Raw genomic sequence first — 17,065 nt, 5'->3', positions numbered from 1 at the left:
AACGATCACTACAACCCATACCTAAATGATTCGCCGGCAAGGTGAGCCGCAATACATGGTTGCGACTCTGTTATTAAAACTTATAGCGCCACACCTGGGCTTAATGTTGCAGGCAAGATAGTCTCTTGACCTTCCATTGATGCCATCGGGTACGCACAGTAGTCTGCTGCGTAATAAGCGCTTGGACGTAGGTTACCTGACGCACCAGGGCCACCAAATGGCGCATCACCACTTGCACCTGTGAGCTGGCGGTTACGGTTCACGATCCCTGCACGAATATGGTCAACGAAGTATTCCCATTCTTGGTCGTCAGTTGAAACTAAACCAGCAGAGAGACCAAAGCGCGTGTCATTCGCCAGTTCTACGGCTTTTTCTAGCCCTTCGTAACGCACCACTTGCAGAAGTGGACCGAAGTACTCTTCATCTGGTAGCTCAGCAATGTTCGTTACATCAATAATGCCCGGAGAAACAAACGCCGCCTCTCCTGCTTTAGCTTCAATCAAGCTTTCACCACCAAGTGATTGTAGGTTCGCTTGTGCATCGAGAATGAACTTGGCTGCGGCAACGGAGATTTGCGGCCCCATAAATGGCGCAGGCTCTGCAAATGGTTGGTCTACGCGAATATTGAGTGTCGCTTCGACGAGCTTGGTGATAAGCGCATCGCCTTTCTCACCTAATGGCACATACAAACGACGAGCACACGTACAACGTTGACCAGCACTGATAAACGCTGACTGGATGATGGTGTACACCGTGGCATCCAAATCACCGTATTTATCAGAGATCACCATCGGGTTATTACCACCCATTTCTAGTGCGAGCATCTTGCCTGGTTGACCCGCAAATTGACGGTGCAATACATGCCCCGTGTTCGCGCTGCCCGTGAACAGTACGCCATCAATGCCTTTCGCATCAGCAAGCGCAATACCGGTTTCTTTCGCACCTTGGACAAGGTTGATCACGCCTTTCGGCAGACCTGCTTCTTCCCAAAGTTTCATAGCTAGCTCGCCAGTCCAAGGCGTTTGCTCGGATGGCTTGAACACAACGGTGTTACCCGCTAGTAACGCAGGCACAATGTGACCATTTGGTAGGTGACCAGGGAAGTTATATGGGCCAAATACCGCCATCACGCCCAGTGGGCGATGACGCAACACAATTTGGTTGCCCGCCGCTTCACGGCTCGCTTCACCGGTGCGGTCATGGTAAGCACGAATAGAGATGGCAATTTTACCTGCCATTGCCGCTGCTTCAGTGCGCGTTTCCCAAATTGGCTTACCAGTTTCTTTGGCAATGACTTCGGCGATTTTCTCGCTGTTCTCTTTTACTTTCTCAGCAAAAGCCAACACGATCGCTTCACGCTCTGCAAATGGGCGTTTTTTCCAGTCAATAAACGCTTCACGCGCTGCAGATACCGCTTGATTCACCTGCTCTGCCGTTGCACCGTTGCCTTGCCAGATCACTTCTTGGTTGTAAGGTGACAGAGACGTAAATGCTTCACCCTGACCTTGTACCCATTCACCTGCAATCCAATGTGTCATTGTTTCTATCCTTAAATTCTGTCGTCTGTTACTGCGGAAGAAGGCGAACAAAATCCCCTTCCTCAACCAAAAGTGCATCCGCAACGTCTGGTGCGATCATGACGCTTTGTGTTTCAGGGTCATACGCCGCTTTGGTGACTGCTGCGCGGAAGTTTTCGAACGATGAGTTGCACATCAAGAAGTCTTGCGTACTGCTATGTTGTGCAATTTTCACTTGCGCACGGAACGAGTGACGTACCGATTCAATATTGCGTAAGTCACATTCAACGGTTGGACCCGCATCGAAAATATCCACGTAGCCACGGTTAGTGAAGCCTTCACGCTCAAGCAGCTTTAATGCTGGGCGAGTATTGTCATGCACTTGGCCAATGACCGCTTGCGCTTCTGGACTCAACAGGTTGATGTAAATAGGCAGCTTCGGCATTAAGTCAGCAATAAAACCTTTCTTGCCGATACCTGTTAGGTAATCCGCAAGCGTGAAATCGATGGAGAAGAAATGCTCTTGTAACCATTGCCAGAACGGCGAGTTGCCTTCGTCGTCTGAAACACCACGCATCTCCGCAAAGATCGTTTCAGAGAAACGCTCTGGGTGCTCAGCCATCATGAGGAAACGACACTTCGACATTAGACGACCATTCAGACCTTGGCGGAATTTCTCACGCAAGAACAAGGTACAAATTTCGCTGTTACCCGTGTAGTTATTACCAAAAGTAAGCAGTTTGACGACATTATTGACGCCAAGCTTTGGTGACGAGTGCACCACTTTACTAATGTGATACGAGTAAAATGGGACATCCCAGCCGATAGATGCTTCGATTCCGGTGGTACCCGCAACCTCACCCGTTTCAGAGTCAAAGCCGACCATCAGGTAGCCTTCATCACCTGGTTCTGCCACATCTGGCTTACCAAAGCTGTACTCTGAGTGTTTGATTCGATTGGTTAACAGTTCTTCGTTAACCGGTAGAGATGTAAATCCGTGACCAGACTCCACCGCACAAGTGTGCAGCGCGTCATAATCCGACATCGCGATAGGGCGAACTACTAGCATCAATACTCCCTCCAGATGCAAGAAGATCCTAACTATATTGTAGGAACAATTCCCCCATCAGAGATCCTTGACGGGGGTGTCTGCGTTGACGTTGAAACTGATATCGCGCTTAAACTAAAGTCGCAATCGCTTTATCCAGTTTCGCCAAGCCTTCTTCAATTTCTTGTTGTGTGATAACGAGTGATGGTGTGAAACGTACGACATTGGCACCCGCAACCAATACCATGAGACCTTGTTTGCCTGCAGCGACGAGAACATCACGTGCGCGGCCTTGCCATTCTTCATTCAGTGCAGCGCCAAGCAATAGGCCTTGACCGCGCACTTCTGAGAAGATGTTGTACTTAGCATTGATCTTCTCTAGACCTTCGCGGAACATCGCTTCGCGTTCTAGCACACCAGCCAACACTTCAGGCTTAGTAACTTCGTTCACAACTGCTTCTGCTACAGCACACGCGAGTGGGTTACCGCCGTATGTTGAACCGTGCGTACCGACTTTCATGTGCTCTGCTAATTTTGCAGTAGTCAGCATTGCACCGATTGGGAAACCGCCACCGAGTGATTTCGCGGTGCTTAGAATATCAGGTGTAATACCTAAACCTTGGTAAGCGTAGAAGTTACCTGTACGACCATTACCGGTTTGCACTTCATCGAAGATCAGTAGCGCGTTGTGTTTGTCACACAGCTCACGTACTGCTTGAGCAAACTCAGGCGTTGGTGGCACGATACCGCCTTCACCTTGTAGCGGCTCCATCATCACCGCACATGTGCGATCAGACATGTGTGCCTGTAGTGCTTCGATATCATTGTAAGGTAAGTGGGTAACGTCACCAGGCTTAGGACCAAAACCGTCAGAGTAAGCCGCTTGACCACCAACCGTTACGGTGAAGAACGTACGACCGTGGAAACCTTGTTTGAATGCGATGATTTCTGATTTCTCAGCACCATGTACGTCAGCAGCGTAACGACGTGCCAGCTTAAGTGCCGCTTCGTTCGCTTCTGCGCCAGAGTTAGCAAAGAATACGCGCTCAGCAAAGCTCACTTCTGTTAGCTTTTTCGCCAGACGAAGTGCTGGTTCGTTCGTCATCACGTTACTTAAGTGCCACAGCTTGTTAGCTTGCTCTGTTAATGCGTTTACCATTACTGGATGACAATGGCCAAGACAGCTCACTGCAATACCACCAGCAAAGTCGATATATTCATTACCTTCCTGATCCCAAACACGTGAACCTTCACCTTTAACAGGGATCATTTCCATCGGGTTATAGCAAGGTACCATTACCTCATCGAATAAACCGCGCTCTACTTTAATTTCCGTTGTCATTGCACATTCCTTCTTGATACCGCATGCGTAGCAGATAAGCGAATTTAACCGGCTCTCTTTGCCAGCAAATAATGTTTTGCATTTAAGCTATTGCGGCATTGTATTTACATTTAATTAACCATTTCAATAGTGATTTATTCTTTTCGTTCTCGAAAGCAACTTCCATTAATCACTGCTTATGACTATTTATGCATCAAGAAAGTAAAATAGAGAAGCGATTTTTTATAAATGTTATGTAATACAGGGGATAGAAGGTTTAAAAAGACATGAATAGACAAAGAGGCCAGAATGAACCGCATAGTTTTGCAATCCACTCACCTCGGCAAAAAGATGAATGATTTGTTAAGAAAAGTGATCGCGATCAGATCGCTTTACGTGCTAAAAAGTTCGCGAGCAACTCGTGACCTTGCTCTGTTTTGATCGATTCTGGGTGAAACTGCACTGCGTCAATTGGCAGGGTTTTATGTTGGTAACCCATGATTTCGTCCATACTTCCATCCGGCAGCTCAGTCCATGCGGTCAGTTCAAACACATCGGGTAACGTACCGTTTTTCACCACGAGAGAGTGATAACGGGTTACCGTGAGTGGGTTATTCAGATTTTTAAACACACTACGACCATTGTGACGAATAGGTGACGTTTTCCCATGCATTACTTGTCGAGCGCGCACGACTTCCCCACCAAACACTTGCGCTATCGCTTGATGACCAAGGCAAACACCCAATATTGGAAGCTTACCAGCGAAGTATTCGATAGCTTGTAGAGAGATACCTGCCTCGTTTGGCGTACACGGTCCAGGTGAGATCACCAAGTGAGTTGGGTTCAACGCTTCAATCCCTTGAATGTCGATTTCATCGTTACGCACGACTTTTACACTAGCGCCAAGCTCGCAAAAGTATTGGTAGAGGTTGTAAGTGAAAGAATCGTAGTTATCGATGATCAACAACATAGAGTGTCAGCTGCTCCAATCCGTTTAGGCAAGACTTAAGAGATGATTGTCTGGTTTGCGACAATTAAGGGCGGTATTTTGCAACACCAAACTAGAAAGGCAAGTCTTTGTGCAATAAAAAGGCCAGCATCGGCTGGCCTTTGGTCTTTACAGCTGTATTTTAGGAGACAAAGGCTTAGTTGCGGCGACGTAGTAAGCCAAGTCCAAGCATCGCGAGTAGCGCGCCAAAACCAAACGAACCACCATCTGAATCCTTCGAACCTTCTGCACCCGTTTCGGCTTGCGTCATTGAAACATCACGAACAGAGCTAAACTTAACGACGTTGCCTGTCGAGTCTGTCACTTTCTCTTCTAACTGGTAATTACCTTGTTCTGGCGCTTGTTCAAACTCAATATTCACGCTGCGTGCGTCAATGTCAGTTTGAGTCAAGGTTTGGCTAGCCGAGTAAACTTTTGCATCACTGCTTGTCGCGGCCGCTTGTGTGGATGCTGTTAAGTTCACTGTCACAATATCGCCCGCAACCGCAGTTGGTGGTAGACGTACATCAATAGCTAAGTTTTCACCCGCTTTCGGTAAATCGATATCATCATCTGGCAAATCAATAGCAATAATCACTGGATCATGATCAGACGCTGAGAACGCATCTTTGTACTTCGGCATGTCACCCGTGTATTTGCTGCTGTATTCAAACAAGTTACTTTCTAGAGAGTTGATGTGCCAGTCTTCAATCGCCACCACTTTTTGCGCTAAACTGCTGCTTGCCAATGCATGGTCCAAGTTCCCCAATTCACCTGAATAGGTGTACGAGAACGTATCAGCGCCATGCAGCAAGGTGTTTAAATTGTGCAGACCGTAGCCTTTTTCAATCTTGGTTTTCTCTACTTGAAGCTCACCGCCACCAATGGCTGTGTAAGCGGCAGTGTAGATATCACGGCCGTATTTCTCTTTTGAGTAATCAGTGAGGGTAAGTAACGGATCTTCTTTGCCGTAAGCGTTCAAATCGCCCATGACGAGCACATCGCCATCAATATCTTTCAGCGCTTCACCAACGACTTTCGCAGCAGAAACACGGAAGTTGTTGCAGTTACCTTGCAGATCCGCGGGTTCTGAGTCTTCTACACCAGCAATCCACTCTTCAATACATTCAGAGCCTTTCGATTTAAAGTGGTTCACGACCACTGAAAGATCTTCGCCAGTCTCTTTCACTGTAAAGGTCTGTAATAAGCTATGGCGTTGGTACTTGTCGTAAGCAGGGTTACTTTCTGTGCCCTCTTTACGAGTAATGGTGTTCTCTGCAATGTGTTGCTCTGGCGTCACAATGACTTTTGCTGCTTCTTTTGGTGTTACTGCGTTAGCACGATATAAGATCGCCACCATGATCGCATCACTGCCAAAGTATTCCTCTTGGTATTTATCTTGCTCTTCGATTTCGACATACGTGTAATGATCTTCCACGTCATCAATCTCAGCGTTTAAAGCATCAACCAAGTTTTGGATAGCACTGCCATCACCAAAGCCGTTGTTTTCTACTTCCATCAAGCCAATGATGTCCGCGTCCATCTTATTCATTGCTGAAACGATTTTCGCTTGCTGGATCAAGAACTCATCAAGGTTTGTCGCGCCACGATTTTGCCCGGTTGGGTTGTCGTGACCGCTGTCAGCAACCGAAGTGAAGTAGTTAAGAACGTTAAAGCTCGCCACTCGTAAATCAGAATCGGCAATGGCTGGCGCCGCTTTACGCGCAACGTCAAAGTCATCACCTGACGTGACAAAGTTGCTGCTATCAACTTCATTGGTCGCAATTAGGCGGTACTCGTTGTAGCTGTAAGCCACGACACCTTGCAGGCCTTCGACACGAGAGCCTAGGCGAATGTGCTGCTCTGAAGAGCCATTTTGGTCAAGATCTTTTGCAAACGTTGGGAAATATGGGATTTGACCATTTGGCGCTTTGCTATCCGATTCCAAGTAAATACGGTTGGCCGCATTCTCTTTGGCAAGGGCAACCGCAGCGTCACTCTCTGCTGCATGCAATTGAGTCGGCTTAAACAACGGTGCTTCATGAGACAACATCATGTTGTTGCGTCGAGAGTCATAATCGTAAGAAAAGTTACGAGTAACGAAAAGTTCGCTAGCCGAGTTGAGTTCAACTTGCATACCTTCATGACGCTCTAGTGCATCACGTAGTGTTTCCCCTTCCTTAATCGTTAACGGAGTAACCAAAGAGGCGTTTGATGTGCCTGTTTTTACATAACTGTTTGCATCAGAAGAAAGCTGAGTGTTGCTGTAGTACTCTTGAACTTTCCCTTTCACACAAACAACATCACCAGCTTTCAGCTCTGTATCGGCAACATCGGTGTGAATAAACAAACCTTCAGATGTCTTGTCGTTGTCATCATTCTCAAGTGCTTGCAGGTAGAAGCCTTTAGTTAAGCCTGTTGTTACAGCACTGACCACACCAGTTACGAAGTGATCTTCGGTCGTGATGTAAGGGTAGCCATCAATAAATGGAGAAGAAGCACCTTCACCTTGAATCTCTTGGATGGTGGTAAAGGCTGGTTCTTGTCCATCTACTTCACAAGCAAATGGCGCAGGTGGCTCAGTTGTATTTAATTCTCCTAAACCATCAATATTATCTTTAGGTAAGGCTGTCCACTGAGTGGATTGGTAGGTAGTTGAAGGTGTAAGCGCATCACTGTTACGAACTAACGTGGTGTCTTTAGCGAAATCCACGTCCCCCATCACACCTAATATATCGTGCACTTCCCCATCTTTAAGAAGTGCCAACGGATCGTCGCCGTTAAAGTTCGCTACATTTTTATCAGTGTAATCCGCAACCGCCTTTATTGCTTCGCTCGCATCGCCATGAGCAAGCACATACACTTGCTTCGCTTGTAACGTTACGTCACTAAGATCAAGAGTGCTGCCCCACGAGCCGCCACCATTCGAAGATTTTGCTAATTCATAGCCTGTGAGTGTCACCGCAGTATCACCTGTATTGGCGATCTCGACCGCTTTATTATAAGCGCCGCCTTCCACATACTGGGAAATAATAATCTCTGCGTTCGCGTTTGCGCTAAGTGCACTGGCGATGGTTAGTGCGAGTATTGAGGGTTTGATTAACGTGTCCATTGTCATACCTGATATTTATGTAAATGCAAACTTAGCTCTGATCAGAGCCTACCATTTGCGTCTACTATCAGGTTTATTTATGAAATAAATAAGAATGAGCAATTAAAGCCGTGAAATGAATCACATGTGAATGTAAGAAAATATGCCAGAACATCCCATTCAAACATTTTTTGTAATAAATACAGAACGCTATTGATAAACAAATCAAAATTTAGATTAATTACTCAGTTTATTTTTTCACTTCATGTTAAGGAGTAGAAAATACATCGCTCGTGAAGTGGCTTATTAACCAAGCTCACTTTGTTATAAATGAAAATATAATTAATCACTAATTTAGAAAGCTTTGATTTTCATTTTTATAGCCATGTCTAAACTTAAGTCACCTATTATTCGCTCGGCTTTTTCTTACGAATGACCCTCATACTTCAAAATTTTCCTCATTTGCTCAATAACTTCTCCTTATTCACTAGCCAAATTCATACACAAAAGATATAACACCTGCGCGAGACATTAAGATCTCATTAGCTGTAAACCCAGGAACGATAAATGAAAAAAATTCAACGCAGTGCGCTAGCTCTCTTCTTACTTGGCTTGATAACGGGATGTCAATTGACCGCCAGTGAGCCACTTCAACCTACCGCGAATCAAAACATCATCGAATCAGCCAAAAATGAGCTGGATGGAATTGAAGAGTTAGAGGTCAGTGACGAGGGTGTTATTACTTTTACCCAGCGTCTAAGAACACCAGGAACCTACTGGATCCCAGCGAGAATTAAAGAACTTAGCTACGATATATCATGCGTGCAGCTCAGTTACTTCATTGATAGAGGCATGGTGGTGAAGTCCGCCTTTTTAGGAGCTCGAGGACGTGTTGAATATTACGATATGGAACGTTGCATGAAAGACACGCCATTCCAGTAAAAAGCATAAAAAAAGCTCCACCAACGTGGAGCTTTTGTAATCTATTCTTAGCGACTATGGGCGAGCGACAAAGCCTACCGCTTTGTATGCTTTCTTCAGCGTTTCAGCAGCGCGAGCCGAGGCTTTTTCAGCACCTTGCTGCATTACCTCATCCATGTAAGCACGATCAGCGCGAATACGATGGTATTCTGCTTGAATTGGTTCCAGCATTGCTACAACCGCCTCACCAACATCTTTCTTAAATGGACCATACATTTCTACGCCTTTGTACTTGGCTTCGATCTCTTCAAAGCTCATGCCTGTCGCCGCAGAGTAAAGTCCCATTAGGTTCGCGATACCCGCTTTGTTCTCGATATCATGGCGAATGCTTGGTGGGGTTTCGGTGTCTGTTTGCGCCTTGTTGATCTTCTTGATGATCGACTTTGGCTCTTCAAGCAGAGTAATCACGTTCTTACGGTTATCATCTGACTTCGACATTTTCTTCGTCGCGTCTTGAAGACTCATCACACGTGCATTGACTGTTGGAATGTACGGCTCAGGAACGGTAAAAATCGGACTCTCTGGTGAGTAGATGTTGTTAAAACGCGTTGCGATATCACGTGCTAACTCAAGATGCTGTTTCTGGTCGCTACCAACTGGCACTTGGTGTGCGCCGTAAAGCAAAATATCTGCTGCCATCAACACAGGGTAATCAAACAGCCCCACGTTTACGTCATTCGCGTAACGTGCCGATTTGTCTTTAAACTGAGTCATACGGCTCAGCTCACCCATTTGCGTGTAACAGTTAAGAAGCCAACCAAGTTGAGCATGCTCTGGTACGTGTGACTGAACAAATAGCGTGCTCTTCTTCGGATCAACACCAACTGCCAGACAAATTGCCAGTGCGTCTAATGTCGCTTCATGCAGTGCTTTAGGATCCTGACGAACCGTAATCGCATGAAGGTCTACTACACAGTATTGGCAATCATAATCGTCTTGCATCTGCTGCCATTGACGTAGAGCACCCAAGTAGTTACCGATACTTAGTTCACCTGACGGTTGAACACCACTCAATACAATGGGTTTGCTCATTAGAATGATTCCTTTGACTTCTTAATCTAATTAAAATGAAAAACCGTGCGGCTTTTAGCGCACGGTTTACTCAGTGTACTCATTAACAAGTATTTTGGAAGATCTTTTGTTGCCGTTATGCAGAAACAGCGACGACTTCCAGTAATTCCGCGAGGCGGTTCGCCACTACGTCAGGGTTCGAAGCTGAAATGGGCTCGCCGTGGTTATAACCGTAAGTTAAACCAAATGAAGCACAACCCGCATTTTTCGCCGCCAAGATATCGTTTTTCGAATCCCCAACCATCAACATCTCTGCTGGTTTTACCTGGTGCTTTTCCATTAGCCAGTTCAGCGCCACCGGGTTTGGTTTTTTCTCTGGAAACGCGTCACCACCTAATACGTCTACGAAGTACTTGGCGATGTCATGCTGCTCTAGAATTTCTGGTACGAATTTCGAGGGCTTGTTCGTCACAATCGCCATCGTAAAACCAGCTTGGTGTAGCTCTTCAAGCGTCTCTTTTACTGTTGGGTAAAGGTGACTTAGCTTATGGCCGCTTTGCTTGTAGTATTCATCAAACAGCTCACGCGCTTTAGCACGCAGCTCATCACTCAAATCACTGCTGATGGTCATGCTTTGGCTTAATGCACGTCCAATCAATATATCAGCACCATTACCAACGTAATCACGCACCTGCTCTTCTGATATAGAAGGATAGCCTAACGCCTGAACTGCTTGATCGGCCGCTACGGCAAGATCTGGCACGCTATCAAGCAGTGTTCCATCCAGATCAAAAGCAATCAATTTAATATCTTGTTGGGTCATAAATTCCCTAGCTAAAATAACACAGGATGGTTCCCCATCCTGTGTGCTTAATCTTGATGTCACTCAGTGTCACACTCAGCGACGCTTAGTGTGCTCGCCTTATTTTTGGGCAGCCAAACGCTGACGAACCGCTTCAAACAAACAGATACCAGAAGCCACTGATACGTTCAAGCTTGATACACTGCCCGCCATAGGGATCTTAATTAAATCATCGCAGGTTTCGCGAGTAAGACGACGCATACCATCACCTTCAGCACCCATCACGATAGCAAGAGGACCAGTAAGCTTAGCTTGATAAATGTCGTGCGTAGCTTCACCAGCCGTACCCACAAACCAAATCCCTTTTTCCTGTAGCGTACGCATTGTACGTGCAAGGTTGGTTACACGAATCAAAGGCACAACCTCTGCAGCGCCACATGCTACTTTACTTACCGTGGCATTCATTGGTGCCGAGCGATCTTTCGGTACAATGATCGCCGCAGCGCCTGCTGCGTCTGCGTTACGCAAACACGCACCAAGGTTGTGCGGGTCCGTCACACCATCCAGCACTAACAGTAGCGGTGATTCATGCTGCGCTAAGATGTCATCAATGTCGTTCTCGTTCAGCTGTTTTGCTGGTTTTACGCGAGCAATGATGCCTTGGTGATTTGCACCACGCGCTTTATCATCCAGAGTTTTACGCGTCATTTGTTGAATAGAGACACCACAAACCTGAAGATCATTTAGGATTGGCATCAGGCGATCATCTTGACGACCTTTTAAAACGTATGCCTCGATAAAACGCTCTGGTTCGCGCTCCAATACCGCTTTCACTGCGTGAATGCCGTAGATAAATTCGTTACTCATTGTTTAACCTGTTGTTCGGGTCGTATTGCCTGCGCCAGCCGAGTTTGAACTGAGCTGGCGCTTCAGCCTACTACGCTTCTTTTTTAGTGCGCTTGGTTTTCTTCGGCTTACTGTGTGGCTTTTTTTTACGTGCTTTTTTCACTTTAGGCTTCTTTTTGCCTTCGGCGTCATCACGTTTTGGGCCATTGCGCTTACTCGCTGCGCCCGTTTCTTCTGGACGCTTAGTTGGCTCTATCGCAGGAACTGCGCGAGGCGCGCCACCTTCTTTCGATGAAGAGCGAGTCGCAGCGCGTTTTTTATCTTTCGCTTTGCGTTTTGCTTCCGCTGCGCGTTTCTTCGCAGTCTTACCTTCACCGCGTAGCTTACGACTTGTTTCGACCAATTCAAAGTCAATTTGCTTATCATCGAGGTTAACAGCCAGTACTTTTACTTTTACTGCATCGCCTAAGCGATAGATGTTACCGAAACTTTCACCAATAAGTCGTTGACCAATCGGGTCAAATTGATAGTAGTCGTTCGCAAGGGTAGAAATATGCACCAAACCATCGATATGCAAATCCGTTAAACGTACAAAGAAGCCAAAGCTAGTGACATTAGCAATCACGCCGTCTAGTTCGTCACCGACGTGGTCTTGCATGTATTCACACTTCAACCAATCCGCAACATCACGTGTTGCATCATCAGCACGGCGCTCTGTCATCGAACATTGTTCGCCGTAAAAATCCATGTCGTCAAATGAGTAATGGTAGCCACCCGTTGGTGTCCAGCGATCTTGATTACGACCTTCTTCTTTCGCAATCAGATACTTGATTGCACGGTGAAGTAACAGGTCAGGGTAACGACGAATTGGCGACGTAAAGTGCGCATAGCGTTTCAGTGCCAATCCAAAGTGCCCCGCGTTATCTGCGTTGTATACCGCTTGCTTCATTGAGCGCAGCAGCATGGTTTGAATCAACTCTTGATCTTGACGCCCAGAGATTTGACGTGCGAGATCAGCATAGTCCGTTGGTGAAGGCTCTAGACCACCTTTTAGCTCAAGACCAAGTTCACTTAAGAAGTCACGGAAACCTTGCAGGCGTAATTCACCTGGAGATTCGTGGATACGATAGAGCGCAGGCTCTTTCGCTTTTTCTACCAGCGATGCCGAAGCAATGTTGGCTAAAATCATACATTCTTCGATGATCTTGTGCGCGTCATTACGAATTACTGGCTCAATGCTTTCGATTTTACGTTCCGCATTGAAGATAAATTTGGTTTCAACGGTTTCAAATTCGATTGCACCGCGTTGATCTCGTGCCTCTTTCAGCACTTTGTACATCTTATGCAGCTCTTCTAGATGAGAAACAAGCGGCTGGTAACGCTCACGTAGTTCCTCATCCCCTTCTAGAATTGCGCTCACTTTGCTATATGTGAGACGAGCGTGCGAGTTCATCACGGCTTCGTAGTGCTTGTAGCCCGATAGTTTACCCGTCTCTGAGATGGTCATTTCGCACACCATACACAAGCGATCAACTTGTGGGTTAAGTGAACACAAACCATTTGATAGCACTTCCGGTAGCATTGGCACTACTTGCGATGGGAAGTACACCGAGTTACCACGGTTGATGGCTTCTTTATCCAGCGCAGAGTCAGGACGAACGTAGTAACTGACGTCAGCAATCGCTACCCATAAACACCAACCACCGTTTTTGTTCTTCTCACAGTAAACAGCATCATCAAAGTCTCGTGCGTCTTCGCCGTCAATGGTCACAAGTGGTAACTCACGTAAATCCACACGACCAACTTTGGCTTCTTCTGGTACTTCTTCGCCTAAGTTTTCGATTTGTTTATCGACGGCCTCTGGCCACTCGTGAGGGATTTGGTGTGTACGAATCGCAATTTGCGTTTCCATACCTGGTGCCATGTTTTCACCAAGTACTTCAACCACTTTACCCATCATGCCACGTGAGCGTGAGCCACGATCAGTAATTTCAATCACGACCACGTTACCCATGCGTGCACCCGCTTTGTGCTCATTTGGGATCAGAATATCTTGGCTGATACGCGAGTCATCAGGGACAACATAGGAATAACCATATTCGAGGAAGAAACGACCGACGATTTGATCATTACGCTCCTCTAACACTCGAACCAATCGCCCTTCACGACGACCGCGCTTGCTGTTGTCTGTAGGTTGCACTAAAACAAAGTCACCGTGGATGATGTTCTTCATTTGATGGTGCGGTAACAGAATATCATCATCCTTGCCGACGCTGCCTTCTGGACGCACCCAACCGTGGCCATCACGATGACCAATCACGTAACCTTTCACCATTTCAAGTTTTTCAGGCAATGCGTAGCACTGACGGCGGGTAAACACCAGTTGACCATCTCGCTCCATCGCACGTAGCCGACGACGCAACCCTTCGTATTGCTCTTCGCCCTCAAGCTTTAGTGCCTCATACAAGTCGTTGCGATTCATTGGAACGCCCGCTTGCTCTAGAAATTCGATGATAAACTCTCGGCTTGGAATTGGATTTTCGTAATTTTTGGATTCACGATCTGCAAAAGGATCGTTTGGAATATTGTCTGACATAGGCACGCCTATCTAGCAAGGAAGGTATATGGCTAGTATATCTGAGTCTCTCGATAAGCTACAGAATTGCTTTGAAAAAAGAATGATCGAGATCGACTCTAGACGTGCAAATGAGTTAAGGACGAGCCAGTAAGATCAACAACTCAGAATTGTCGCTCAGCAAGGATTCGATCGTGCAATCATCCAGCTCCGCCAAAAAGGCACTTTTTGCTTTTGCCAATTTATCTTTGAGGCGACAGGCAGGGGTAATATGGCAAAAATCTACGCTGCAATTGACCAAATCTAACGGCTCTAAATCTCGCACGACACCACCTACTGTGATTTCAGAAGCAGGTTTCATCAGCCGAATACCACCGTTTTTTCCACGCACGGTATGGACATAACCTAGTTGCCCTAAACGGTTGATAACTTTAACCATATGGTTACGTGACACACCAAATAAATCCGTCACTTCAGTGATATTAGTTAACTCATCTTCCGGCAACGAAGCCAAGAAAATTAAGGTTCTCAACGCATAATCAGTAAAGCTCGTTAACTGCATATTCTCTCCCAAAGTGCGACTCAATAACTCGCTGGTGACACTAAAACGCCAAACTTGAGCTATCGATAAAAGTGTAAATCTTTTCTTGATCGAAAGATACATTTGAGATACAACTTTAAACATGCATTATAAATACAACTTAAAGTAGGAAGCCCATATGCTCAGCAATCAAACCATCGAGATCGTCAAAGCGACCGCACCACTTATCGCCGAAACGGGACCAAAACTGACCGCGCACTTTTACGAACGTATGTTTACTCATAACCCAGAGTTGAAAGATATTTTTAATATGAGTAACCAGCGTAACGGCGATCAGCGTGAAGCGCTATTCAACGCCATCTGCGCCTATGCTGCCAATATTGAAAATTTGCCAGCTCTACTTGGCGCAGTAGAAAAAATTGCGCATAAACACACGAGCTTTTTGATCACAGAAGATCAGTACCAAATCGTTGGTAAACATCTACTTGCGACGATTGATGAGTTATTTAATCCAGGTCAGGAAGTGTTGGATGCTTGGGCTGAGGCTTACGGCGTACTTGCGAATGTATTTATTCAGCGCGAAGAACAAATTTACCAACAAAATGAAGCTTTAGAAGGCGGTTGGCGCGGTCTACGCGAATTTGAGTTAGTCGATAAACAAATCGAGAGCGAGCACATTTGCAGCTTTGTGTTTAAGCCAACCGACGGCCAAAAAGTAGCACCTTATAAACCAGGACAATATCTTGGCATCTATATCAACAGTGATCAGCTAGAAAACCAAGAAATTCGCCAATACAGCCTATCCTCTGCGGTTCAAGAGAACACTTACCGTATCTCGGTAAAACGTGAAGAAGGCGGAAAAGTATCGAACTTCCTGCACGATAGCCTGAACATTGGCGAAAAAGTGCAGCTTGCCGCCCCTGCCGGTGATTTCTTTATGGATGCCGAACCACAAACACCCGTTGTTCTAATTTCTGCAGGTGTAGGACTGACGCCAACGCTGTCCATGCTAGAAAGTCTCTCAGCACATCAAGCACCTGTAACTTGGGTTCATGCAACAGAAAATGGCCAACAGCATGCTTTCAAGCAACACGTGAACCAGCTCGTTGCAGAAAAAGAAAACATGAACGCGCTCGTTTGGTATAACCACCCAACGGCAGAAGACAAGTTAGGTGAAGACTTCCACTTCACGGGTTTTGTCAATCTGTATGAAATTGAAGCAGCATTAAAGCAAGATAACGTGCAGGTGTACTTCTGTGGCCCTGTAGGGTTTATGCAACACGTAGCGAAACAGCTATTAGAACTTGGCGTACCACAAGAGCAATTCCATTACGAATGCTTCGGTCCACACAAAGTGGTTTAAGCGCTATCAGCTATCGGGAAAACAACAAAGCCCACGTCACGTGGGCTTTGTTGTATGAAGTTGTTTGCAATATTGAAGCGTTACCAAAAGGTATCTCGCCGTTTAGCTCGAGCAATAACGTTTTGTGGCATGCGCTGCTCAAGGCCATTTCTCAATACAGTGATACGCTTATGCTGCCGCTTATCTGCTGTGACAGAGTTATATAACCAACGATACGCATCTTCGTAATCAAGTGGGCTGCCGTAATCACGCAGGAGCAATTCGGCTAAATGAATACGCGCATTTAGGTTTCCCATTGAGGCGGCTTCTCGCAAGTAAGGAATTGCTCGCTCTTTATCTTGCTGCACTAAAGTGCCACGCGAATAGTATCGGCCAATCTGCTCTAGCGCGGCAGGTAATCCCTGATGTGCTGCATTTTCGATGTAGTAAAGGCCCAGTTCGACATCTTGCTCGACACACACACCCCACGCCAGCATGTCGCCGTACAGAAATTCATAAGCGGGCAAGTTAATTCGAGTCGCACGAGCAACGATATCCTCCACCAGCTGGCAGTTATCAGCGCGCACACGTTGTAAGTGCTTATTTTGCTCAATAAGCTTTATCAGCTCTGCTTCGGTGTAGATAGGAACTGGCGCCCCCACATCAGCAACATTGGCTTTCGCTGTGGTAGCTACCAAGGTCAATAACAGTGAAGCAGCCACTGTTCGTAACTTCATAAACGTACTCTTTAAGGTATCTAAGAAACCAAAGATCGTGAAGGATCTCCTCTGCTTGATAACCTTATCGGCAAAAACCAGCTAAGCTTTAGACAATTTTTGCCTCTGACTTAGACTCAGCGGCAAAAATTTGCCATATGAGAATCACTGCCGTTTTTTGTTCAGATACAAAAAAGCCGACCAGATGGAGTATACAGTAAAAACCATGTCTATTTGCGCGTGAGTGAGTGGAAACCCTTTACTGGCAATACTTCTTGTTGATATG

General features: G+C 46.2%; 13 protein-coding genes. 2 read left to right on the top strand and 11 right to left on the bottom strand.

The window, feature by feature from the left end:
• Positions 1-80: 80 nt before the first annotated feature.
• The 5 genes from astD to B7360_RS21880 all read right to left on the bottom strand — a co-directional run bounded on the left by astD (position 81) and on the right by B7360_RS21880 (position 7,986).
• Positions 81-1,538, bottom strand: coding sequence for a succinylglutamate-semialdehyde dehydrogenase (gene astD, locus B7360_RS21900; protein WP_085344616.1), 1,458 nt, complete (start codon positions 1,536-1,538; stop codon positions 81-83).
• A 28-nt stretch (positions 1,539-1,566) separates the two neighbouring features.
• Positions 1,567-2,586, bottom strand: coding sequence for an arginine N-succinyltransferase (gene astA / locus B7360_RS21895; RefSeq protein WP_085344615.1), 1,020 nt, complete (start codon positions 2,584-2,586; stop codon positions 1,567-1,569).
• A 109-nt stretch (positions 2,587-2,695) separates the two neighbouring features.
• Positions 2,696-3,907, bottom strand: a complete 1,212-nt coding sequence (locus tag B7360_RS21890) for an aspartate aminotransferase family protein (RefSeq protein ID WP_005397689.1) — start codon at positions 3,905-3,907, stop codon at positions 2,696-2,698.
• A gap of 361 nt (positions 3,908-4,268) precedes the next feature.
• Positions 4,269-4,856 (bottom strand): aminodeoxychorismate/anthranilate synthase component II, encoded by a 588-nt coding sequence (locus B7360_RS21885; protein ID WP_005397690.1) that lies wholly within the window; start codon positions 4,854-4,856, stop codon positions 4,269-4,271.
• Positions 4,857-5,031: 175 nt separating this feature from the next.
• Positions 5,032-7,986 (bottom strand): ExeM/NucH family extracellular endonuclease, encoded by a 2,955-nt coding sequence (locus tag B7360_RS21880; protein ID WP_085344614.1) that lies wholly within the window; start codon positions 7,984-7,986, stop codon positions 5,032-5,034.
• Between the two features lie 546 nt (positions 7,987-8,532).
• Between B7360_RS21880 and B7360_RS21875 the strand changes: the two genes are divergently transcribed.
• Complete coding sequence (locus B7360_RS21875) at positions 8,533-8,907, top strand: hypothetical protein (protein ID WP_012841336.1); 375 nt, start codon at positions 8,533-8,535, stop codon at positions 8,905-8,907.
• Positions 8,908-8,961: 54 nt separating this feature from the next.
• Here B7360_RS21875 and trpS read toward each other — a convergent pair whose 3' ends face one another.
• The 5 genes from trpS to nsrR all read right to left on the bottom strand — a co-directional run bounded on the left by trpS (position 8,962) and on the right by nsrR (position 14,742).
• Positions 8,962-9,978 carry a tryptophan--tRNA ligase gene (gene trpS / locus B7360_RS21870; protein WP_053807770.1) on the bottom strand — a complete coding sequence of 339 codons (1,017 nt, stop codon included), beginning with the start codon at positions 9,976-9,978 and terminating at the stop codon, positions 8,962-8,964.
• Positions 9,979-10,093: 115 nt separating this feature from the next.
• A complete protein-coding gene (locus tag B7360_RS21865) occupies positions 10,094-10,780 on the bottom strand; it encodes a phosphoglycolate phosphatase (RefSeq protein ID WP_085344613.1) in 687 nt (228 codons plus the stop codon).
• Between the two features lie 99 nt (positions 10,781-10,879).
• Complete coding sequence (gene rlmB, locus B7360_RS21860) at positions 10,880-11,626, bottom strand: 23S rRNA (guanosine(2251)-2'-O)-methyltransferase RlmB (protein WP_005395369.1); 747 nt, start codon at positions 11,624-11,626, stop codon at positions 10,880-10,882.
• A gap of 70 nt (positions 11,627-11,696) precedes the next feature.
• On the bottom strand, positions 11,697-14,201 hold the full coding sequence (gene rnr / locus B7360_RS21855) for a ribonuclease R (protein WP_085344612.1): 2,505 nt from the start codon (positions 14,199-14,201) through the stop codon (positions 11,697-11,699).
• 115 nt (positions 14,202-14,316) lie between these two features.
• Positions 14,317-14,742, bottom strand: a complete 426-nt coding sequence (gene nsrR, locus B7360_RS21850; protein ID WP_085344611.1) for a nitric oxide-sensing transcriptional repressor NsrR — start codon at positions 14,740-14,742, stop codon at positions 14,317-14,319.
• 157 nt (positions 14,743-14,899) lie between these two features.
• Here nsrR and hmpA point away from each other — a divergent pair, with 157 nt between their 5' ends.
• The gene (hmpA, locus tag B7360_RS21845; RefSeq protein ID WP_054868295.1) at positions 14,900-16,084 is read left to right on the top strand and encodes an NO-inducible flavohemoprotein; all 1,185 of its coding nucleotides are present in this window, start codon (positions 14,900-14,902) and stop codon (positions 16,082-16,084) included.
• Positions 16,085-16,164: 80 nt separating this feature from the next.
• On the opposite strand, the gene B7360_RS21840 is transcribed toward hmpA, so the two are convergent.
• Positions 16,165-16,800 (bottom strand): tetratricopeptide repeat protein, encoded by a 636-nt coding sequence (locus B7360_RS21840; protein ID WP_005387944.1) that lies wholly within the window; start codon positions 16,798-16,800, stop codon positions 16,165-16,167.
• Between the last annotated feature and the right edge of the window lie 265 nt (positions 16,801-17,065).

Source organism: Vibrio sp. ArtGut-C1 (genome assembly GCF_002105475.1).
GTDB classification, from domain to species: Bacteria; Pseudomonadota; Gammaproteobacteria; order Enterobacterales; family Vibrionaceae; genus Vibrio; species Vibrio diabolicus.
Note: the sequence above shows the minus strand (reverse complement) of the source record. Positions and strands in the feature narration are given on the sequence as shown.

Coding starts and splice junctions, on each gene's coding strand:
- astD (WP_085344616.1), bottom strand. CDS start 1,538: ATGACACATTGGATTGCAGGTGAATGGGTACAAGGTCAGGGTGAAGCA.
- astA (WP_085344615.1), bottom strand. CDS start 2,586: ATGCTAGTAGTTCGCCCTATCGCGATGTCGGATTATGACGCGCTGCAC.
- B7360_RS21890 (WP_005397689.1), bottom strand. CDS start 3,907: ATGACAACGGAAATTAAAGTAGAGCGCGGTTTATTCGATGAGGTAATG.
- B7360_RS21885 (WP_005397690.1), bottom strand. CDS start 4,856: ATGTTGTTGATCATCGATAACTACGATTCTTTCACTTACAACCTCTAC.
- B7360_RS21880 (WP_085344614.1), bottom strand. CDS start 7,986: ATGGACACGTTAATCAAACCCTCAATACTCGCACTAACCATCGCCAGT.
- B7360_RS21875 (WP_012841336.1), top strand. CDS start 8,533: ATGAAAAAAATTCAACGCAGTGCGCTAGCTCTCTTCTTACTTGGCTTG.
- trpS (WP_053807770.1), bottom strand. CDS start 9,978: ATGAGCAAACCCATTGTATTGAGTGGTGTTCAACCGTCAGGTGAACTA.
- B7360_RS21865 (WP_085344613.1), bottom strand. CDS start 10,780: ATGACCCAACAAGATATTAAATTGATTGCTTTTGATCTGGATGGAACA.
- rlmB (WP_005395369.1), bottom strand. CDS start 11,626: ATGAGTAACGAATTTATCTACGGCATTCACGCAGTGAAAGCGGTATTG.
- rnr (WP_085344612.1), bottom strand. CDS start 14,201: ATGTCAGACAATATTCCAAACGATCCTTTTGCAGATCGTGAATCCAAA.
- nsrR (WP_085344611.1), bottom strand. CDS start 14,742: ATGCAGTTAACGAGCTTTACTGATTATGCGTTGAGAACCTTAATTTTC.
- hmpA (WP_054868295.1), top strand. CDS start 14,900: ATGCTCAGCAATCAAACCATCGAGATCGTCAAAGCGACCGCACCACTT.
- B7360_RS21840 (WP_005387944.1), bottom strand. CDS start 16,800: ATGAAGTTACGAACAGTGGCTGCTTCACTGTTATTGACCTTGGTAGCT.